The organism is Moorena sp. SIO3I6 (assembly GCF_010672095.1).
On record NZ_JAAHHU010000028.1, the window covers coordinates 16405 to 35897 of the forward strand.

19 protein-coding genes are annotated in these 19493 nt (G+C 42.3%); 11 read left to right on the plus strand and 8 right to left on the minus strand.

All coding sequences use genetic code 11. The annotated features are described in order from the left end of the window. Nucleotides 1-674: 674 nt before the first annotated feature. Genes F6K49_RS10585 through ndhC form a run of 3 tightly spaced genes read right to left on the minus strand, consistent with a single transcriptional unit; the run spans nucleotide 675 to nucleotide 2303 of the window. On the minus strand, nucleotides 675-1205 hold the full coding sequence (locus F6K49_RS10585; protein WP_070391732.1) for an NAD(P)H-quinone oxidoreductase subunit J: 531 nt from the start codon (nucleotides 1203-1205) through the stop codon (nucleotides 675-677). Further along, the gene (gene ndhK, locus F6K49_RS10590; RefSeq protein ID WP_293046788.1) at nucleotides 1198-1944 is read right to left on the minus strand and encodes a photosynthetic/respiratory NAD(P)H-quinone oxidoreductase subunit K; all 747 of its coding nucleotides are present in this window, start codon (nucleotides 1942-1944) and stop codon (nucleotides 1198-1200) included. The genes F6K49_RS10585 and ndhK overlap by 8 nt, the downstream gene beginning before the upstream one ends. After that, nucleotides 1941-2303, minus strand: coding sequence for a photosynthetic/respiratory NAD(P)H-quinone oxidoreductase subunit C (gene ndhC, locus F6K49_RS10595; protein ID WP_070391734.1), 363 nt, complete (start codon nucleotides 2301-2303; stop codon nucleotides 1941-1943). The genes ndhK and ndhC overlap by 4 nt, the downstream gene beginning before the upstream one ends. A 323-nt stretch (nucleotides 2304-2626) precedes the next feature. Here ndhC and F6K49_RS10600 point away from each other — a divergent pair, with 323 nt between their 5' ends. The 6 genes from F6K49_RS10600 to F6K49_RS10625 all read left to right on the plus strand — a co-directional run bounded on the left by F6K49_RS10600 (nucleotide 2627) and on the right by F6K49_RS10625 (nucleotide 5323). After that, nucleotides 2627-2974: a rubredoxin gene (locus F6K49_RS10600; protein WP_293026129.1), complete on the plus strand. Its 348-nt coding sequence runs from the start codon at nucleotides 2627-2629 to the stop codon at nucleotides 2972-2974. A gap of 137 nt (nucleotides 2975-3111) precedes the next feature. Beyond that, a complete protein-coding gene (locus F6K49_RS10605; protein ID WP_293070283.1) occupies nucleotides 3112-4116 on the plus strand; it encodes a photosynthesis system II assembly factor Ycf48 in 1005 nt (334 codons plus the stop codon). 133 nt (nucleotides 4117-4249) lie between these two features. Continuing rightward, a complete protein-coding gene (psbE, locus tag F6K49_RS10610) occupies nucleotides 4250-4495 on the plus strand; it encodes a cytochrome b559 subunit alpha (protein ID WP_075897538.1) in 246 nt (81 codons plus the stop codon). A 26-nt stretch (nucleotides 4496-4521) separates the two neighbouring features. Next, nucleotides 4522-4656, plus strand: a complete 135-nt coding sequence (gene psbF, locus F6K49_RS10615; protein ID WP_075897540.1) for a cytochrome b559 subunit beta — start codon at nucleotides 4522-4524, stop codon at nucleotides 4654-4656. A gap of 11 nt (nucleotides 4657-4667) precedes the next feature. Continuing rightward, a complete protein-coding gene (locus F6K49_RS10620; RefSeq protein ID WP_071986819.1) occupies nucleotides 4668-4787 on the plus strand; it encodes a photosystem II reaction center protein L in 120 nt (39 codons plus the stop codon). A gap of 416 nt (nucleotides 4788-5203) precedes the next feature. Continuing rightward, on the plus strand, nucleotides 5204-5323 hold the full coding sequence (locus F6K49_RS10625; RefSeq protein ID WP_071986820.1) for a photosystem II reaction center protein J: 120 nt from the start codon (nucleotides 5204-5206) through the stop codon (nucleotides 5321-5323). A gap of 274 nt (nucleotides 5324-5597) precedes the next feature. On the opposite strand, the gene F6K49_RS10630 is transcribed toward F6K49_RS10625, so the two are convergent. Both F6K49_RS10630 and F6K49_RS10635 read right to left on the minus strand, forming a co-directional pair. Further along, nucleotides 5598-6461 carry a type II CAAX endopeptidase family protein gene (locus F6K49_RS10630; RefSeq protein ID WP_293096420.1) on the minus strand — a complete coding sequence of 288 codons (864 nt, stop codon included), beginning with the start codon at nucleotides 6459-6461 and terminating at the stop codon, nucleotides 5598-5600. A gap of 1499 nt (nucleotides 6462-7960) precedes the next feature. Further along, on the minus strand, nucleotides 7961-8380 hold the full coding sequence (locus F6K49_RS10635; RefSeq protein ID WP_293045255.1) for an AbrB family transcriptional regulator: 420 nt from the start codon (nucleotides 8378-8380) through the stop codon (nucleotides 7961-7963). 411 nt (nucleotides 8381-8791) lie between these two features. Between F6K49_RS10635 and F6K49_RS10640 the strand changes: the two genes are divergently transcribed. Both F6K49_RS10640 and F6K49_RS10645 read left to right on the plus strand, forming a co-directional pair. Next, complete coding sequence (locus F6K49_RS10640; protein WP_293096423.1) at nucleotides 8792-9793, plus strand: succinate dehydrogenase/fumarate reductase iron-sulfur subunit; 1002 nt, start codon at nucleotides 8792-8794, stop codon at nucleotides 9791-9793. Beyond that, nucleotides 9790-9978 carry a chlorophyll a/b-binding protein gene (locus F6K49_RS10645; RefSeq protein WP_071103444.1) on the plus strand — a complete coding sequence of 63 codons (189 nt, stop codon included), beginning with the start codon at nucleotides 9790-9792 and terminating at the stop codon, nucleotides 9976-9978. The genes F6K49_RS10640 and F6K49_RS10645 overlap by 4 nt, the downstream gene beginning before the upstream one ends. A 339-nt stretch (nucleotides 9979-10317) precedes the next feature. Here F6K49_RS10645 and F6K49_RS10650 read toward each other — a convergent pair whose 3' ends face one another. The 3 genes from F6K49_RS10650 to F6K49_RS10660 form a co-directional block, all read right to left on the minus strand. Next, nucleotides 10318-12117, minus strand: a complete 1800-nt coding sequence (locus F6K49_RS10650; protein WP_293026143.1) for a mechanosensitive ion channel domain-containing protein — start codon at nucleotides 12115-12117, stop codon at nucleotides 10318-10320. Nucleotides 12118-12484: 367 nt separating this feature from the next. Further along, the gene (locus tag F6K49_RS10655; protein ID WP_293026145.1) at nucleotides 12485-12649 is read right to left on the minus strand and encodes a hypothetical protein; all 165 of its coding nucleotides are present in this window, start codon (nucleotides 12647-12649) and stop codon (nucleotides 12485-12487) included. A gap of 195 nt (nucleotides 12650-12844) precedes the next feature. After that, nucleotides 12845-13075: a hypothetical protein gene (locus F6K49_RS10660; RefSeq protein ID WP_293096426.1), complete on the minus strand. Its 231-nt coding sequence runs from the start codon at nucleotides 13073-13075 to the stop codon at nucleotides 12845-12847. Nucleotides 13076-15079: 2004 nt separating this feature from the next. Between F6K49_RS10660 and F6K49_RS10665 the strand changes: the two genes are divergently transcribed. From F6K49_RS10665 to F6K49_RS10675, 3 genes are all read left to right on the plus strand, one after another. Continuing rightward, a complete protein-coding gene (locus F6K49_RS10665; RefSeq protein ID WP_293070264.1) occupies nucleotides 15080-17209 on the plus strand; it encodes an ATP-binding protein in 2130 nt (709 codons plus the stop codon). 245 nt (nucleotides 17210-17454) lie between these two features. Further along, nucleotides 17455-18324, plus strand: a complete 870-nt coding sequence (locus F6K49_RS10670; protein WP_293070262.1) for a MoxR family ATPase — start codon at nucleotides 17455-17457, stop codon at nucleotides 18322-18324. Nucleotides 18325-18359: 35 nt separating this feature from the next. Continuing rightward, nucleotides 18360-19340, plus strand: coding sequence for a transposase family protein (locus F6K49_RS10675; protein WP_293070260.1), 981 nt, complete (start codon nucleotides 18360-18362; stop codon nucleotides 19338-19340). Nucleotides 19341-19493 lie beyond the last annotated feature (153 nt).

A 19493-nucleotide genomic window follows, 5' to 3' on the forward strand; every position in this document is an offset into this window, starting at 1 on the left:
AGAAGCGCGGAGATACCCCCTGGATGTGAAAGCATCTTGCATTGGCGGATCAAAGTCTATCTTGGTAGACTTTGGTAGCTAAAAAGTATCGGAAACGATCACAAACCCATAAGTCACATACTCCTACACTGAACTCAAAGAGTCAGTTTAGGCTTCTTGCCAACTACACCCAGCGGTATCGACTTTCGCCGACGCTGCGCGAACGGATACCTAGGCTTGCTTGATTAACGACACGGTCAGAAGTTACCGCTAGAATAGGGCAGCCTTTATGGTTAGTCGGTTATGCGTAAAGGGTTAAAACTTTGAGGCGCGCTTTCCATGATTAAGGCTGCCCTATTCTAAGGTTTCCTCTCCGGGATGCCCCTACGCATGAAGTTACCGTAAGGATAGTGGAGCCTTAATCATAAAGTTGTAACCCTTTTCTGCATAGCCTGCTGACCATAAAGGATCCACTATCCTAAGGTTTCGTCTCTGAGCCGGAACAATACAAAAATTCGATTTTTTCGCGCTGTAAATAGCTGACTTGCCCAGCATTTAAGGCCGTAGGCCACGCTACGTGAACGGCTTTGTTTATCAGTAGATATATTATAGCAATTCCATACATACTCTGTGCAAAATTCATCCCACACCTAATGCGCAGCATAGGTGTGGGATGAATTTTGCCGGACAGCTAATCAATAAGCATCCTGTAATTCGTAGAAGTCCGGTGATATATAATCCTTCCGCAAAGGCCAACCCACCCAATCTTCTGGCATCAAAATCCGCTTCAGGTTAGGGTGCCCTTCAAAAACTATACCGAACATATCGTAGGTTTCCCGCTCCTGCCAATCAGCAGCTTTCCATATCCAGTAAACCGAGGGAAGCTTAGGATTATCTCGCGGTAGGAATACTTTTACACGCACTTCCTCAGGCTGATCAGTATTATCACTCACTTTAATCAAGTGGTAAAAGCTCACCAAGTCTGCCCCAGGACCAAAATCATAGCCTCCTTGACATTGGAGGTAGTTAAACCCATAGGCATACAGAGCAGTAGCAATGGGAAGCAAGACATCTGGTTCAACTTTGAGTACCTCAACGCCTAGGTGATCCAACTCCATGAACTCATGCTCAAAACCGTTTTCCTTGAGCCATCCCGAGACTTTTCCCGCTTCAACTATCTCAGAGGATTGTGTGGTTTGCTCTACGGGTTTTGACTCTTCAGCCACGCTCTACCTCCTGCTTTTGATAGGATTTGAGTGCTGGTGGTACTGCCATTCCCATCCCCTCGGTCAACTCTTTGGGGGGAGTATAGCGCTCGTCAGATTGCAGGTACTTACCGGTCAAAATCTCTGGTACCACTTTCATGTTGTGAGTGGTGCTGTAGTAACGGTGGGTTTGCTTGAGCTGACCACGCTCCTGAATCGACTCGTTAGCCACCTTTTTGCGAAGCTTGACAATAGCATCCATGATTGCTTCTGGACGAGGGGGACACCCAGGTATATAGACATCCACTGGAATCAATTTATCCACACCACGCACTGCTGTTGGAGAATCAACGCTAAACATGCCGCCAGTGATAGTACAAGCTCCCATGGCAATCACGTACTTCGGCTCTGGCATCTGCTCATAAAGACGAACCAGTGCTGGTCCCATTTTCATGGTTATGGTACCCGCTGTGATAATTAAATCCGCTTGTCTGGGGCTAGAACGAGGAACCAAACCAAAACGGTCAAAGTCAAACCGCGACCCAATCATTGCCGCAAATTCAATGAAGCAACAAGCGGTACCATACAACATCGGCCAGAGGCTGGAAAGCCGCGCCCAGTTGTAAAGGTCGTCTACTGTAGTTAAGATTACATTTTCCGATAAGTCTTGAGTGACTTGGGTTCGCTCAATCGGGTTAAGAATTTTGTTTGTTTGCTGCTGTTCTATAGCAGCACTATCCTTTGTAAGATTAGATTTCATGACCATTCCAAGGCTCCTTTGCGCCAAGCGTAAACCAGAGCAACCACAAGAATTGCAATAAAAATTAGGGCTTCCACAAATGCCAGTAATCCCAGGCGATTGAAGGCGACAGCCCAGGGATAGAGGAATACAGTTTCAACATCGAAAATCACGAACACCAGGGCGAACATATAGTAACGAATGTTGAACTGAATCCAAGCACCCCCCACTGGTTCCATACCAGATTCATAGGTGGTGCGCCGCTCTGGCTCCCGATGGCTAGGTCGCAAAAGCTTGGAAGCCGACAGGGCTAGTAGGGGAACTAAGCTGCAAGCTAGTATGAAGCCTAAGAGATACTCGTAACCGCTAAGAACAAACACAATTGGTCAGTGCCAGGTAAAAACTGGCGTTAGTACTTCTTTACAAACTTTATTATAGGTGGTCTGCCCTTTTGAACGGTCCTCAGGGGTCAGTGGTTGGTTCTCAAAAGCCAATGACTACCATAGACTTCAAGGTTGCTCGTAGTTGATTGTACTCCCTCTCCCTAGAAGACCCTACTCTTTCAAGGGTTCATCAAAAATCGGGTCAGGCATCTCGGAGAAACTCCTGAGCTTAAATCGAAAGTTAAGAAAATCTGACACTTAGTGTGTGATAATATTTTTTAACATAGTTATTAAGATTTGCTGCTTAAGCTTACAGAGGAATGACTGAACGAGCCCCAGAGCAAACCCTAGCTGAACAGGCACCCAGCAGCTATGAATGCCGTGCTTGTGGCTATGTTTACGATCCGACCAAGGGAGATAGTAATCGCAATGTTCCAGGAGGGACATTATATAAGGATTTGCCAGATGATTGGCGCTGTCCAGTGTGCAGCGCTCCGAAAATTCAGTTTATTAATATTGGTGCTGTTAATGCCCCGTCTGGATTTCAGGAGAATCTTACCTATGGCTTCGGTGTTAACCGCATGACACCAGCACAAAAGAACCTTTTAATTTTTGCCGCTTTAGGATTAGGCTTTTTGTTTTTTCTGAGCCTTTACGGTTTGAACTGAAATCAGGGCAGTTGGCTTGTATGCGTGAACGTGAGCAACTGCTGGCATCACCAAAGCTTAGATCTAGAAGCCATCGCCCTTGGTGGGGTCTGAAAACCTACGGAGAACGCTGCCATACTCAAGAAGTTCTGGAAATAATGAGATATTTGATGAAAACGCTGAAACAAATTTTAATATTACTGGCGGTGGCATTAATTTGTGTCAGCTGCAAATTTCCTTCATCCATAAGCTATAATCCTTGGGCGGTTATTTCCTTACCTACAGAAGCGACCATGCAAGACCTTGGCTTTACCGGGGATCTTAGTCATGGATGGATTGTGGGTAGCTATGCCACAATTTTTGAGACTAAGGATGGGGGTAATACATGGCAACAGAAAGGCTTGGATCTCGGAGATGAAAATTATCGCTTCTCCTCTGTAAGCTTTGCTGGTGATGAGGGGTGGATTGTTGGTCAACCCTCGATCATGCTTCATACTAATGATGGGGGGGGATCTTGGTCTCGCATTCTCTTAAGTGAAAAGTTACCAGGTTCACCCAACAGAATCCTGGCTCTCGGACCCAACTCAGCAGAGATGACCACTGATGTTGGCGCAATTTATCAGACTAAGGATGCTGGTAAAACCTGGAAGGCTCAGGTAGCACAAGCGGTAGGAGTCACCCGTAATATTTCCCGCTCTGAAGATGGTAGTTACGTTGCTGTGTCTGCTAGAGGGAACTTTTACTCCACTTGGGATCCAGGTCAGAGTGCTTGGTTACAGCATAATCGTTACAGTTCCAAGCGTCTCCAGAATATGGGGTTTACCCCCGATGGTCGTCTGTGGATTTTGGCCCGGGGTGGTCAGGTACAATTTAGCACTGCCGAAAACCTAGAAGAGTGGGAAGAACCAATTTATCCAGATTTTTCCAACAGCTTGGGATTACTTGACTTAGCCTATCGCACACCCAATGAAATTTGGGTAGCAGGTGGCAGTGGTAATTTGCTTTGTAGCTTTGATGGTGGAAAAACCTGGCAAAAAGACCGGGATCTTAGGGATGTTCCCTCGAATTTTTACAAAATAGTCTTTGTAACACCAGAACAGGGGTTTGTCATTGGTCAGAAAGGGATTTTACTCAAGTATGAGCTGCCTAGCCAGGAAGCTTAGGGCTTGGAAATCCCTATGATCGATGCCAGTCAGTTTCGTTTTATCTTTCAACATCGAAGATGTAGAAAAAAACGGCACTTAGAACTATTATAGTTATGGAATTTTAAACGGTTGTTGGTAGGAGGAATCTACGATGGCAGGTACAACTGGAGAACGTCCGTTTGGTGACATTATTACCAGCGTTCGTTACTGGGTCATTCACAGTGTTACTATCCCAGCCCTATTTATCGCTGGTTGGCTTTTTGTGAGCACTGGTCTGGCTTACGATGCGTTTGGCACACCCCGTCCTAATGAATACTTTACTCAAGAGCGGATGGAACTACCAATCGTTTCCGACCGCGACAATGCTAAACAGCAAGTTGAAGAATTTGCTCCATAAGGTTTTTTAGATAAAGGCAGACAATCATGACTAGCAGTAATCCCAATCAACCAGTTTCGTATCCGATTTTCACGGTTAGATGGTTAGCGGTTCATACCCTAGCCGTTCCTTCAGTCTTTTTCTTAGGCGCGATCGCAGCCATGCAATTTATTCAACGATAGGAGAAGCAATTATGGAGCGGAATTCCAATCCCAATAGACAGCCGGTTGAACTCAATCGGACGTCTCTTTACTTAGGTCTATTACTGATTTTTGTGCTTGGTATTCTGTTTTCCAGTTATTTCTTTAATTAACTGATTTAACAGATTCGCCTAAATCCCCATCTTGGAGACGGCTCGGATGTAAACTGGAAAAGACTCTTAGTTAATTCCCTGGTAATTTCCGGTTAATCGCTAATTTCCTAGCTAAGATGCACCGCGATAGACATTTTTCCTAAGTTGTTTAGGTTATGGCACCTACGAATGAACGCTATTTCGTAGCCCTGTCACTAGTAGTTAAGTTAAGGGAAAAGTGCTGCTAGCTCAACAAGCCTTTACAATATTGCCGTTCGCGGAAGCAGGAAGAAGTCCGGCAAAGATTACTCCTGATAGGAGTTGCACAAAATCTAAGCCACGAGGGAGGCTTTTCAACGAAATTACTAGTTATTAAGCCTTCTATCGTTAACTACATGTAAGAAAAAAAACTTGATTTAAAATTGGAGGTATAAGCTGTGTCTGGAGGGGGAAGAATTCCTTTATGGATAGTTGCCACTATCGCTGGTACTGGTGTCCTCGTAGTGGTTGGTCTTTTCTTCTATGGTGCCTATGTGGGAGTTGGTTCTTCCATGTAAGGTTGACCGATTTCTCTGATTAACACCCCGGCGAGGTTCCCTCGCCAAGGTAACGCGCACCAAAAGAAAGGCGCGAAATTAAACATGAAGTAAATCCACAGGTGCCCTTGACCCATTAAGAATTTAATTCTTAATGGGTCAAGGGCACCTAAGGATAATCGCTAGTTTAACTTGTAGCTGGCGGTATTTTTTTTGGTGATTAGCTTTTAAGACAGCCTGCCGGATATAGGAGTTTGTTGACAGGCTTCAAGCCAATTTAAAACAGGTGAAATTTTTATCGAATGTTTATCAGCTGATCCGGCAACATCAGTAATAATAAAGCCCCAACTTCCAATAAACAAAGAAGACCCACTATCCCAGCTAACGGTTTTCCTCCCAAACCCGTTATCCAAATTGGTCCAATGCCTGTGTAAGCAATTAACTCAGCTGAGTCCAAACAAGTTAAACCCCAAATCCAACCAGCATGTAGTCCCCATGCTAAACCCAGACTGCCTCCATCCACCCAACGGGCTAGGACTAATACCATTCCCATTAGCCATAATCCTGGTAACTGAGGGATAGTATCTTTTTGTTCCCAAACTAGGTGTAACAGGGCAAAAATCCCACTAGAGATGGCTGCTCCTACCCAGATAGAATAATCCTGCTGTAGTTGATTGACTAAGAAGCCACGAAAGACTAACTCTTCTGTAAGGCCAATCCACAGCCCTAATAACATCACTGGCAGTAATATCGGTCCCAAACGCTGCCAATTTTCATAATTCCACCTCACCCAGCCTAGTAATAATTGCCCAGTAAATACTATGATTAAGCTGAGAATACCTACTCCTAGTCCCAATCCTAGAGAGCCTAAAACGCTTAATTTCCACTCCAATCCGTAATCGGAGAAAGGCACCCCCTCTAGTTGAGAAGCTCCCCATAAAATTAGGGGAGCAATCAGGTAAAGTGCTGCGAGTAGTGGTAACTTTTGGTCTGGTGCTAAAGGCTTATTTGGACGCCACTTTAAAACCATAGCTATAGGGAGAGCTAGGGGCAGCCACAAAACTGCCCAAGCTAGGAAAAAAGTGCCTACCTTGAAAAGAGTAGTTGACGTCATTAATGACACAAACGACCCATTAGTTGCCTGATCAAGAATAGCCATTGGCGAGATTGGCAAATTACTATCAAATGACTATAAGGTCTAAACTAAACTACCATAAGCGGCTGCCGTTTTCCTATGCCTTGCTTCCCTAACCACAGAGCACATCGGGCTGGTTAATAATAGCCTGCTTTATCAACTCCTCAGGTAGTAGAAAGAAGATTTTTGTTTCTACTGTCTTATTATGGGGCATCCTCACCGTAGGCATATGCTTGATTCTTGGTCATCAGCTTTTCAGCAGATCAACCAGTCCACTTGCTTAAAAAATGACATTTTCCAAGTAGAGGTTGGTCTGTCCGATACTTTTTAGCTACCAGAATCTACCAAGGCAGATCCTAGCCCGCCAATGCAAGATGCAATAGCATCCAGGGGGTATCTCCGCGCTTCTCTGACGGAATATCCCGCGAGCGCCATAAAAATAAATGTCAAAAAAGTTATAACACCGGGATAGAGAGCGCAACTATTAAACCCTTGGTTTTCGGCTTTAATTTAAGTTACATAATAATCCCTGTGGGTGTTACCCTAATTTAAGTATAACAAATAATAAGAGTTTTTGGTAGACTCTGCGACATTTTCTTGTGCTGTTTACTAACCTTTTTCGCCCAGCGTGCGCTTAGCGGAAGCTTTTTCAGGTTCTTTCCCTGGAGTTTCCTTGTACCTTATGGTACCGATACAATTATTTTGACACTCCCCGCTCGCCCAGAGACGGGGATTCTTGGCTCAACGATTCCCCTTGCCATGACAGGTTTTCACCAAGCACAGATAAGGCCAAATCTCCCCGGAGACGAAACCTTAGAGAGGGTCGCCTTTATAGTCAGCAGGCTATGCAGATGCATGGTTAAATCTTTTTTAATAAGGTGACCCTCTCTTACGGTAACTTCAAACCCAGCGTTTGGATCATTGATCCAGGTTCCGGTGTGCCGGAAACGAAACCTTAGTAGAGTGGAGCCTTAGTTAATAAGTTTTGACCCTTTTTATCATAGCCAGTCCCCTGTAAAGGCGACCCTCTACTTACGGTAACTTCAAACCCCACCGTACCTTGTTTAGAATGGGAGACAATCAACTTTAATACAATATCTACCTTATTCGTTTCATAGACTCCCAGATCGTTAGACGAAACCGAGGTGCATGTATCATTCTTTTAACAGGTTTTTACGTCGTCTATTTATATTCAGGCAAGTTGGTTGTCTCACTTCCTATTATATAGGACAGCGCTAGTTTAGGGATTACCGACAACAGAAGAAAAAAATATCCATTGACGCATAAATTCGTCAAGCAAGGTTATATCCCCCGGATAAATCACGGGGGCTTTACCCATAACGTCGGTAACAGATTCTTACAAGCTCACGTGCCAAAAAAATCTTCAAGGCTCGCCCCACACGGTCGTTTTTCATCCCCGCTCGCTTAGAGACGGGGGTTTCAAACTCGCAGGATTTTCTGTAAGAAGGATTACTTCTTTACGGTGCGACCCCGCGCTTTTAAAAAGCGCTAGGGAACACGCACTAAGAGGTGGCTTTCTTTGGTTTGTGAGTAGATACCTCTTCAGATTCAGACTCTTCATCCACCTGCTTAAGATGGATATGCTTGTAGCCCAGTTTAATTTCAAACTCATCACCAGGCTCTAATCCCATGGCATGAGTGTAGGTTGAACCAATAACAATTTGACCATTTTTATGGACACTCACACGATAAGTCGGTTCACGCCCCCGACCATCTTTTGTGCCTTCTGGATCCAGGGGAACACCCTTGGCTCCTAAAACCGCATCATAAAAATCTGTTAAATTGACGCGGGTCTGGTCTGTTTTAGTTATAGTGTAATAGCCGCAACGCTTGGCTGTCTCTCGGCGAGGCAAGTGTGATAGCTCTTTTACTTTTTGAAGTAATGCTTTACCAGTTAGGGGAGTAGTTGAAATCTCTGGCATAATCTCACGAGATATCCTTTAAACTTCAGAGTGGTCAAGATCATTAATGGCCAAACTTTGGCTCTATTAAAAATATATCGTTAAATCTATCTCAGTTGACAAGATATTTTGGATCATTTGTTTAAATCTTTACGTATTTCAATAATAACAGATCAGACAATCTCTGCCTAAGCCTTTAGGGGCAGTAAGATGATAACTATGAAAATAATCCAGGAAACATACCAATAGGATTGCACTCTTACACCAGAAGTCAACTAGCGAGGGGTATTGCTTCCCTAGGGACTACTCAAACAAGTATGGCCTAATTATCAAGAGTAACTACTTACCTCAACAGTAGTCCTGTTGCTCATATCATCCCTTAACCTTACCGATTATCCTTGTATATGTTGGAATACTCAAGAGCTTAGTTTTATGCAAGTTGATTTTAAAATCATTCGACAGACTCAAAACACTGCGCCACTACTCCAGACTTATAGGCTGGATGTCCAGAAAGGAAACACGATTCTGGAATGCTTGAATCGTATTAAGTGGGAACAAGATGGTACTTTAGCTTTTCGCAAAAATTGTCGCAACACGATTTGTGGTAGCTGTGGCATACGAATCAATGGTCGCTCGGCTTTGGCCTGTAAGGAAAATGTGGGCAATGAATTGGGCAAGCAACAGCTGCCAGATGACTCTAAAATCCCGGAGATTACTATAGCACCTCTGGGTAATATGCCAGTAATCAAGGATTTAGTCGTTGAGATGAGCAGCTTCTGGGATAACTTAGAAGCTGTTGATCCCTACGTCAGCACTGCTGCTAGGAAGATTCCCGAACGGGAATTTTTACAGAGTCCTGAACAGCGATCGCATTTGGCTCAGGCAGGTAATTGTATCATGTGTGGTGCCTGTTATTCTGAGTGTAATGCCAAAGAAGTTAATCGAGATTTTGTCGGTCCTCATGCCTTGGCTAAAGCACAGCGTCTGGTGGTAGATTCCCGTGATAATACCACGGAAAATCGTTTGGAGAAATATAACGAAGGAACAAAAGGAGTCTGGGGTTGTACCCGCTGTATGATGTGTAATGCGGTTTGCCCGATGGGTGTGGCTCCTATGGATCAAATCGGTAAGATTAAACAGGATATTCTTGAAGGCATTGAGACCTATGATAGTCGTCCAATCCGCCACCGCAAAGTCCTAATTGATTTAGTCAAAGAGGGAGGCTGGATTGATGAGCGTAAGTTTGGCTTGCAGGTGGTTGGTAACTCATTTCGAGATATCCAAGGTTTGGCGAGCCTAGGACCACTGGGATTACGAATGCTAGTTAGAGGTAAGTTTCCCTTGAGCTTTTCTCCATCAGCAGGCACATCACAAGTGCGATCGCTAATTGAATCGGTAAAAAATTTGGAGTCTGAAGGATCTGATCAGTCATGAGTTCTGAAACACCCAATTCTAGTGAATCGTCTCAGGAGTCTTTTAACCAACCCGAACCAGCTTTTGGTTGGACTCCCTATGCTGAGCAAATCAATGGCAGGTTTGCCATGGTTGCCTTAGTTTGTATCGTGTTACTGGAGTTGCTCACTGGTCAAGGTTTGTTGACTTGGCTGGGTCTACTCTAAGGAATTTCCAACTACTATATAATGATCCCGAGCTTGAGATTTATTTGCTCTTACAATCAGGATTGTTGACGGTTGACGGTTGAACGCGCACGTGTGGCCGAAAGGCCAAGGTTGACGGTTTACTACCTCTGTTGGGATTTCCTCCTTGCCCTGACCAGCCAATTGTTGCGGCTACACAAATGTAGAGACCTAGCATGCTAGGTCTCTACAAAACTCTGGGCAATGAAAAGCTAATTAAACTGGAGTATTGCACCCGGATTGGCTATTAGTTGTGTTAATTAGATAGATTTTGGACCGCTGCTATACGAAAGTAGGCATTCTACAGAAAAGTCTACAGATTCAAGCTGTCTTACCATTGGGGAAAGAGCTATGGGGCTTTGGATTTGCTATCTGGCCATGACTTCCTGCTCGGGGAAGGTCTTGCTGAGCCATAACTTCGCTGATGTATATTTCCTGCTGAGGCAGTGGGATCACAATCCCCTCTTCTTCAAATCTTTCTTTTATAATTCGGCTGATGTCACAATAGGCTGTCCAGTAATCCTCTTTCTTAGTATAGGCCATAAACCAAATATTAACAGCATATTCAGCCAATTCCCCAGTGTCAATCCAAGGTGCAGGGTCTTCTAATACTAAAGGATGAGAGTTGGCAATATCCTTAAGAACTTGGATCGCTTGAGTAATACTATTGCTATAGCTGATCCTTACCGTGAGGAACATAGCGCGGACGGGGCTACTGGTTTCATTCTCAATAACGTTACCCCAGATTGAGTTGTTTGGCACGATAATGATTTTATTTTCATAAGTCTTGATGGTGGTGCAAACTAAGTTGACATCCTTAACCGTACCTTTTACCCCAGCTACTTCAATCATATCGCCCACGTCAAAAGGTTTATAGAGCAAGATCATTAACCCATTGGCAAAGTTACCGAGGGTATTTTGGAACGCAAATGCTACCACAAAACCAGCAGCTCCAATCATGGCCATCAGTGGACCAATACTGACCTCTAGGGCAGTGATCCCTAAAAGAAGACCCACCAAAAATAATCCTTGGCGGGTTATCCTAACCACGAACTGACGCAGCATAGCTGACATATTCGGGAACATCCACAAAGATTTCTCGAGCACTGTCCCTAAAATCAGGGAGAGGATGCTAAAGCCAGCGACAATTCCTAAAAATTTGCCAATGTTATTCGCCCAGCGCAGACCTCCTTCTTTAGACTGGAGCCAGCCGACGATGGTAATCCAGGTTCCTTCAGTGTCAGTGACGTCTACCTTAATCCCACTGATGGCATCGATGTATTTGTCGTACAACTCAACATCACCGCCTTTAGTTTCCAGCTCTTCCAGTACCACCTCAAAGCGATCGCTTAAAGCAGTGCGTTGCTCCCGCAGTGTGGTCATGTTGACCAGCACTTGCTTTTTAACTTCGGTCTTCGCCTCGACCGCTTCTTCTAGGTCTTGCTTGGCTTGGTCAATTCCCTGTCCAGTCTTTTTCTGCTCTTGTTCATCAGTAACGATTTTGTTGCTAATTGTTCCAATCTTATCTTGAACCTTAGCAACTTCTTCGTTTGAGGTTTTGGCTTTATCTTTCTCCGTTTCAGTACCTTCAACTGCTTTATCAATCGCCCCTTGCAAGGTTTTATCTTGCTTGGTCTTTTCCTCTTCTTTGACTGCTTCTTCTACTGACTCCTGAGCTTTTTCGAGAGCTTCCTGTGCATCTTCAGCAGCTTTTAAAGCTTTAATACGATCCTTAGCCGATCCCTTAGTCTCTATTTTTTCCTTAGTATCTGTCGCTTCCTCAAGAGCATCTTTGGCATCTTCTAGGGCATCAACAGCTTCTTTAGTTTGTTGAAGCTCTCGATTTTTGCGCTTTACAGCAATTTCCGCATCGCTAAGTTCTTTAACTTTAGTTTTAAGCAAGAACATCCACGCCTCAGCTTCACCATCCAGCTCATCCTTAGTCAAAGGCTTGAGCATTAGCTCTAGCTCCTCAATCGGAATAGTTGGATCGTCAGTGGTAACGGCTTTCTCTAAGACTGGATTAGTGGTCTGTTTAGCTTGAGCAGGTAACCACCATGCCCCAATAATTAAGAGACTGCCAAATAAAATGCTAATTTTCTTTTGTCGGTAACGAATCATTGGTTTTTCGTGTTAATAAGACGTTAATGAAGATGTAACCTGTATAGTTTGCTTGACTGCTGAGTGTTAACCAATGAAGATGTAACCTGTATAATTTGCTTCACTGTTGAGTCTTAACCGTTGACTGTCAACAGTTGCTCCCCCCATTACCCCCGAAGATCGGCAGAGCTGTTTCATTTTCGATTTAGACTGAGGGGGGCAGAGCAGTAGAGCAGCGGAGCCTAATTTTCGGCAAATATTCGGATTTTGACAGAATTTATCCCTTTATAATTCTCTCTATCTAACTAAGAAATGAAGATCCCGGGGGCAGTCAATAGTTAACGTTTAACAGTCAACACTCAACAGTCAACAAGGTATAGATAGCCTTTTATTGGTTCAAATCGAGCCATGTCCTTATTGTTGCCCAATATTTTTCATCAATAAACATCTTGAACAAAAATTTTGCAAAATCTTTGCTGAATACCGACTCCGCTTTGATCATATCTTTATTTCCCTGGCTGATAATTAATTTTTCATGGCTGCCATCATCCATAGCTTAGTTATCGGTAATGGTAGATTTACCAGCCGTATTTGGTATAATCTGCTTCTGTAAAACTCGGTAAAACCCTTTATTTTTACTGGGCTGTATTCTTAACAATTCGTTGAATGCTCCTAGAGAAACAGAATACTATCAAATCCGGTTGAATAACTTACTTCCTGGTGAGTATAGCAGGGGGAGCAGGAATCCTCATAAGGGTAGGTTTTTAACTTTGACCTCAGGTGTGGGGTGAGGTGTGGGGTGAGGTGTCGGGTGTGGGGTGAGGTGTCGGGTGTGGGGTTTGTCGTTAAAAATCATCATTGTCTTGATGCAATAGCGAGTAGGGAAAACCACGGCAATAGCGAGTGGGGGAAACCCCCGTGAGGCCACTGCATCGCTTCTTTGTTGTTTTCCTTTTCCTCTGATGAGGTTAAGTCCCATGTTTTACCCAAATGTAAAAACCTACCCCTGTGAGGAGCAGGAATCCCCCCTAACCCCCCTTAGTAAGGCAGGGCTGTTTCATTGTCGATGTCAAAATTTTTTCTGAGGTTTTGAAACCGCCTTGGAGTAACGGAATCACCCTTTTTTTGTCTGATTAAGTATTTTAACCTGAAAAAAGTCGTTAAATTCTCTAAGCGCAAAAAGCTTGGGCAACGGAATAAAAAACCGAATGATATCACCAAAACAAAAAGCGCTCGCCGAGAGTGTAAAATAAAAGCTAACGCTATTTAATCAAAAAAAGTTTATCTATGAATAGCCTAATTCAAGCCCTCAAAAAAGTATTTGAAGTTACCGTATAACAGGGTCGCCTTATCACAAATAATCAACCCTTTTATGCGTAACCTATCACCCATGCGACCCTTTTCAAGGTTTCGTATCCGAAGGACTTTCGTCAACTCCAAGGACAACGGCATCCTTGATCAAGGGTTTTATTAATTATCATTATCGAACTTATCCAAGGATATACTAGGTATATATCTTTAGAAAATTTAGATAAATTTCATCAAGATTTGTTAGAGGTTATCTGAGAAGTCTCATTTGCTACATCCAAGCCCCCTAAATCCCCCAATTTTGGGGGACTTTTAGAAGCCAATTGACTCTTGTTCCCCCCAAACTTGGGGGGCTAGGGGGGCAAAATTCAGTATCAAAAAACTTTTCAGATATCCTCTTATTTAATAACTTAAATATTTTTTCGGATATAGTTACTTATTACTAAACCATTCGACCAGTGATGCTAGGAGTAAATTTATCAAATTTGTGAAAAATTTTTCATCAGTGGGCAAGTCAGTTTGCTTTTTATAAATCCTTAAGATATTGGATAGCTACTGATGGGAATATTATAAATATTAAGGTTAACTTATGTCACAATAATTCAATGAATTTTTTTTATTGTGGTAATCTTTTATTGATTTAGTCAGGAGTTAGGGTTAGTTTTAAATTTAACTCGTTTCTCTTGGTGCGCGTTCACGCTTAGCTTTGAAAAAGCGCGGGGTCGCACCGCTTGAGAATAATAAAAGTTCATAAATTCACCAAGTTCAAGAAGCTATCAGAACTTGCCCCCTTCAGAATCAAGTATTTACTCTGGATGCTATCCACTGCCAAAAACAAACCACCTTTGATATTATAAACTCCAATAATTATTATCTTATTGCCGTTAAAAAGAATCAAAAAAAACTCTATTATTATCTAGAATATGTGAGTAATCATCAAACCCCAATTACAGTTAATCGAACGATTGACAAGAGTCATGGCAGACAAATTGAGCGCATTACTTCAGGTGCGACCGGTCGCACCTGTTGAATATATTTGGTTAAAAACTAAAAATTTATTAATAAAATTTTGGGATAAATTACGGTAATTTGCGTTAGTTAAGTGGTTATTTACTTTTTTTATTCAAAGAGAAGTTTTTGATTTTAATAAACTTCATAAGTATGGTTTGTTGCAAAAAAAATAATAGGAAATAAACGATTAATTAAGCCAAGTTGATTTTTACGAATCATTTAGTACTGCTATAATTGGATACATTACTTGATTTTATTTATGGGGGGGTGACATCCACGCTAAAATCCTTACTGGGTAATAATTTCAGCCCATCAGTTATAAAAAGATAGATGCTGTTTTGGGCTGACATTGGATGTAGTTATAAGGGTTTGAGCTTCCAGAAAATGAAAGGAGGGTCAATTGGCTGTATCAAGCCATAGCTCATTGGCATCAAAGCCTTATATAGTAATGTTTTTAGGGCTCATGTTACCCCCTCAGATTTTATTTAAGGTTTTATCTATAAGTTTAGCATACTAGATACTGAAGAACCCCCAATCCTTATTATTTCGTTTAAAGTGAACGCATTTGTGAATCATTGCAAACATCTCAAAGCTAGTGATGGACTTGCTTCGCAATTCCTGGAGATGTCTATTTTCCAAAAACAAACTTCAACCTAACTAAGCCATGTTCGACGATCTGCTCTCAGCCTTAAAAAGGCTAGATAAATTACTAGAGCAAGCAGTAATAACAGCACAAGCTGTCTACGGTTCAGAAGCAGCTACTGACCCTTATCGAGGTCTTCGTATTAATCGCGATCAGGTCAAGCAACTCCTAGATCGTGAACCAGGGATACCTTTGTTTGCAGTAGATGCAGAAAAAACTGAGTCCGCTCAGACTAACAATACACCATTAAACTGGCTGAAACAGACTTTCGGTTTGTCTGAATTTGATTTAGACGTGATGTTGATTGCCCTGGCTCCAGAAATTGATTTAGGTTACGAGCGTCTATATGCCTATCTCCAGGATGATGTCACTCGCAGGCGACCTAGTATTGATTTAGCCTTAAATTTACTATGTCCCTCTGCTGAAGCCAAACTGTTGCAACGAGTTCATTTTGCTCCTGACGCACCCTTAATCAAACATGGCTTACTTCATTTAATTCCTGACCCTCATCAGGTTAAACCACCAATATTATCCTATTATCTCAAGCTAGACGAGCAGGTTATCCATTCTCTCTTAAAACAAAAGCGTCTTGAACCGCGTTTAGAATCTTGGTGTCAATTGATAGATAGTCCTGCGGTTGAGGACAAGTTACCGATTAGGGATGACATTAAACACATACTTCCTAAGCTAGTCAAACACGCTCAAAATACCAGCCAGTCTCTACATCTGTACTTCTCTGGTTTGTCTTCTACTGAAAAACGCCGTGGAGCGATCGCCCTTGCCGCTCAACTCAACAAGCAGTTATTGATTGCGGATTTAGCTCAATCTTTAGCAATTAAGGAAGAGTTTGACCAACTGCTAAAACTGTTGTTCCGTGAAGCCTGTTTTCACAATGCTATCCTCTATCTAGAAAGTCTGGAAAGTTTAGATGCACTACAGACCAAAGAGCAGCATCTGTTATATAAAAGCTTACTTGACAGACTAACTGAGGAAAAAAGTGTGGTGATCTTATCTGGAACACAGTCGTTGGTGCCAAAGTTTACCAATCTCCAGGGTATGATTACTGTACCTTTTGCTACACCGGATTTTTATCAACGGCGCGTTTACTGGCAAGCTAGTTTAGAAACTAAAGAAATTGTACTTAGCGATCGCGACTTGGATACCCTCGCCAATCGTTTTACCTTGAGTTCAGCCCAAATAGCAGGAGCAGTAACAACTGCTTGTAATCAGGCTTTGTGGCGTGCTGCTGCCGAATTTGAAGAATTGCCATTAAACAGTACAATTAAGCCAACCCTAAATGACTTATTAGCAGCGGCTCGTGACCAATCTGGTAGCAATTTAACTGAATTAGCTCGCAAACTTAACCCTAAGTATAGTTGGCAAGACATTATCTTACCCCCCGATCAACTCGCTCAGCTCAAAGAAATTTGTAATCAAGCCAAGTATCGTCATATTGTCTATGAGAAATGGGGCTTTCACCGCAAGCTATCCATTGGTAAAGGATTAAATGTACTATTTTCAGGTCCACCAGGCACAGGTAAGACCATGGCGGCGGAAGTGATTGCTAATGAACTACAGCTTGAGCTATACAAAATTGATTTATCCCAAGTTGTCAGTAAGTACATTGGCGAGACTGAGAAAAATCTGAACCGCATTTTTATGGCTGCGGAAACAGCTAACGCTATCCTTCTGTTTGACGAGGCAGATGCTCTGTTTGGCAAACGCTCTGAAGTTCGAGATGCTCATGACCGCTACGCCAATATTGAAGTTGGGTATCTGTTGCAGAAGATGGAGGAATATGAGGGGATATCAATTTTGACAACAAATCTGCGCCAAAACTTAGACGAGGCATTTGTGCGTAGGTTAGCCTTTACAGTACACTTTCCCTCACCGGATGAAGCTAGTCGTCGGCGCATTTGGGAGGGGATTTGGACTGAGGAAATCCCCTTGTCAGCAGATGTAGATTTTGAGTTTTTGGCACGGCAGTTCAAATTGAGTGGAGGGAATATCAAGAATATTGCCCTAGCAGCAGCTTTTCTAGCAGCTGAGGCAGGTAGTGCAGTGATGATGGAACATCTGTTACAGGGCACTCGCCGGGAGTATCAGAAGATGGGTAAGGTCTGGAGTGATGGAATGCGATCGCATACATAATCCGCCCACGGTCAGTAGTTAGCCAGTTTTACACTAACGACGTACCTAGTGCTATTGTAAGCATTCAGCCGTTGGCCTTTGGCCAAGGCTGAGAGCTGAATCCTTACGTGCTATTTACCTGATTAAGCCACAAGTATAATACTGTAATCCTTGGGCGATCGCGAACATATTATTGATCAAGTTATTTCTTTTTATTCCTGTTATCTTATTTCTAGAATTATTTTAGTGAATTCGTATAAGGTGCTATGGATGACTTAGGGAGAAGAAAGTACACAGGTGACGGTAAGTGTCGCTACAAACCGCTTCCTGGTGCATGGCAAGAGCCAGAACCTTACATTGCTTCTAAGGCTTTGGCAGATGCAGTTAATACTGCTCTCTACCTGCGTCGTCCTTTATTATTAGAAGGTGACCCAGGCTGCGGGAAAACGCGATTAGCTTATGCGGTTGCCTATGAACTGGGTTATCCCCTCTACAGCTGCTACATCCGCTCTACCAGTCGAGCCCAGGATTTACTTTATGATTATGATGCCATAGGTCGGTTGTATGACATTCAGGAACGTCAAACTGCAGGTAATCCCAGGCAACCTTTGTACCGCAGAAATTATGTTAACTTAGGAGAATTGGGCGAGGCAATTCAGCAATCACAAAATGACATTCCTTCCGTGGTTCTAATTGATGAAATTGATAAAGCGGATCGGGATTTACCTAATGACTTGCTCTTAGAATTGGAGCGATTGCAATTCCAAATTAAAGAAGTACTAAACGTTCGTTTTGATGCTTTAAAAGGTAAAACCAAAGAAGAACGAATATATTTTTTACCGTTAATTATTATCACCAGTAATAGGCAAAAAGAATTGCCAAAACCCTTCCTACGTCGTTGCTTATTTTACTACCTTAAATTTCCAGAAAATGCTACCCTAAAACAGATTATCCAGAGTCATTTTAAAACTGAGATTACACGCCTATCCGAAGCAGCTATCCAAAAATTTGGGGAACTGCGGGAATTGAGAAATTGGCAAAAAATACCAGGTACCAGTGAATTTTTGGATTGGTTGAGAATGTTGGAACGAGATCAACAAGAGACCTCTCCAAAAAACAAATTTATGGTAAAATAAGATAAAATTTACCACTTTTATCAACCTCAAAAACCATGAGCTATACTTGGGATTACATCCAGAAAAATCCTAAACAAACAAAAAGATTGGTAGGAATAAATTATGAGCAACTATCTCAACTGATAGAACAAGCCAAGTTATTACATCGTCAACATCAAGAAAAAATTGAAAATCAAAAAGTCCGGCTAATAAAGCCTGGGGGAGGTGCTGGACAAAAATTATCAATTGAAGACCAAATAGTCTTGACATTAATTTACTTACGACATCACATAAACTTTCAACTTCTCGGACTACACTTCCAGGTGAGTGAATCTAAAGCAAACTCTACTTTTAACTACTGGCAATCTCTTTTCAGGGAAGCTCTACCAGCTTCTTTGTTAGAACAAGTAAAAAAGTGCCAAGAATCCGAGGATATAATTCGAGAAGCCTTAACTGAGTATGAGTTAATAGTAGATAGCGCAGAACAAGTCAGAGAAAGACCTTCAGACTATGATCAACAAAAATCCTTCTATTCTGGCAAGAAGAAAAACCATACATTTAAAAATCAATTTATTGTGTTGCCAAAAGGGGAAGATATTGTAGATGTAGTGGTCGGTAAACCAGGCCCCAAAAGTGACATAAATATTTGTCGGGAAAGTTTAAAAAAATTTGATGATAAGCAAAGACTGAGTGGTGACAAAGCTTATCTAGGAGAAGAACAAATAAGAACTCCCCATAAAAAACCAAGAAATGGTGAGTTAACCTCACACCAAAAGAAATATAACAAGCTATTATCTTCAAACAGAATATTTGTAGAACATGTGATTAGGTTGGTAAAAATTTTTAAAATAGCGGGAGAAAGGTTTCGCCTAAATTATAATAAATATTCTGGGGTAATTTTGACAATATGTGGTTTGGTAAGATTGAGAACAGGATCCTTAGTATTACAAGTAACAAAAGCGTCTGAAAGTGCTGAAACAATTGAGGTTGTTTATGCTCATAGTTTTGGTGATAAATTAACATCAATAGCTGGTTAAGCCTATTATAGCGTTAATTCAACGTAAAATTGAATTGGTCAATTTGAGCGCTGAAAAGCAGTGCCTGAGATACTTTCAAGTTTTTGGAGAGGTCTAAGGGAATCAAAGTACTGCTGAAGCATTAGCCGATACTCCGACCGCAAATCTGCCTCA

Excerpts from the sequence above, each read along its gene's own strand:
- ndhK (WP_293046788.1), bottom strand. The coding sequence starts at position 1,944 with ATGAAATCTAATCTTACAAAGGATAGTGCTGCTATAGAACAGCAGCAA.
- F6K49_RS10600 (WP_293026129.1), top strand. The coding sequence starts at position 2,627 with ATGACTGAACGAGCCCCAGAGCAAACCCTAGCTGAACAGGCACCCAGC.
- F6K49_RS10605 (WP_293070283.1), top strand. The coding sequence starts at position 3,112 with ATGAGATATTTGATGAAAACGCTGAAACAAATTTTAATATTACTGGCG.
- psbE (WP_075897538.1), top strand. The coding sequence starts at position 4,250 with ATGGCAGGTACAACTGGAGAACGTCCGTTTGGTGACATTATTACCAGC.
- psbF (WP_075897540.1), top strand. The coding sequence starts at position 4,522 with ATGACTAGCAGTAATCCCAATCAACCAGTTTCGTATCCGATTTTCACG.
- F6K49_RS10620 (WP_071986819.1), top strand. The coding sequence starts at position 4,668 with ATGGAGCGGAATTCCAATCCCAATAGACAGCCGGTTGAACTCAATCGG.
- F6K49_RS10630 (WP_293096420.1), bottom strand. The coding sequence starts at position 6,461 with ATGGCTATTCTTGATCAGGCAACTAATGGGTCGTTTGTGTCATTAATG.
- F6K49_RS10635 (WP_293045255.1), bottom strand. The coding sequence starts at position 8,380 with ATGCCAGAGATTTCAACTACTCCCCTAACTGGTAAAGCATTACTTCAA.
- F6K49_RS10640 (WP_293096423.1), top strand. The coding sequence starts at position 8,792 with ATGCAAGTTGATTTTAAAATCATTCGACAGACTCAAAACACTGCGCCA.
- F6K49_RS10645 (WP_071103444.1), top strand. The coding sequence starts at position 9,790 with ATGAGTTCTGAAACACCCAATTCTAGTGAATCGTCTCAGGAGTCTTTT.
- F6K49_RS10650 (WP_293026143.1), bottom strand. The coding sequence starts at position 12,117 with ATGATTCGTTACCGACAAAAGAAAATTAGCATTTTATTTGGCAGTCTC.
- F6K49_RS10655 (WP_293026145.1), bottom strand. The coding sequence starts at position 12,649 with ATGGATGATGGCAGCCATGAAAAATTAATTATCAGCCAGGGAAATAAA.
- F6K49_RS10660 (WP_293096426.1), bottom strand. The coding sequence starts at position 13,075 with ATGGGACTTAACCTCATCAGAGGAAAAGGAAAACAACAAAGAAGCGAT.
- F6K49_RS10665 (WP_293070264.1), top strand. The coding sequence starts at position 15,080 with ATGTTCGACGATCTGCTCTCAGCCTTAAAAAGGCTAGATAAATTACTA.
- F6K49_RS10670 (WP_293070262.1), top strand. The coding sequence starts at position 17,455 with ATGGATGACTTAGGGAGAAGAAAGTACACAGGTGACGGTAAGTGTCGC.
- F6K49_RS10675 (WP_293070260.1), top strand. The coding sequence starts at position 18,360 with ATGAGCTATACTTGGGATTACATCCAGAAAAATCCTAAACAAACAAAA.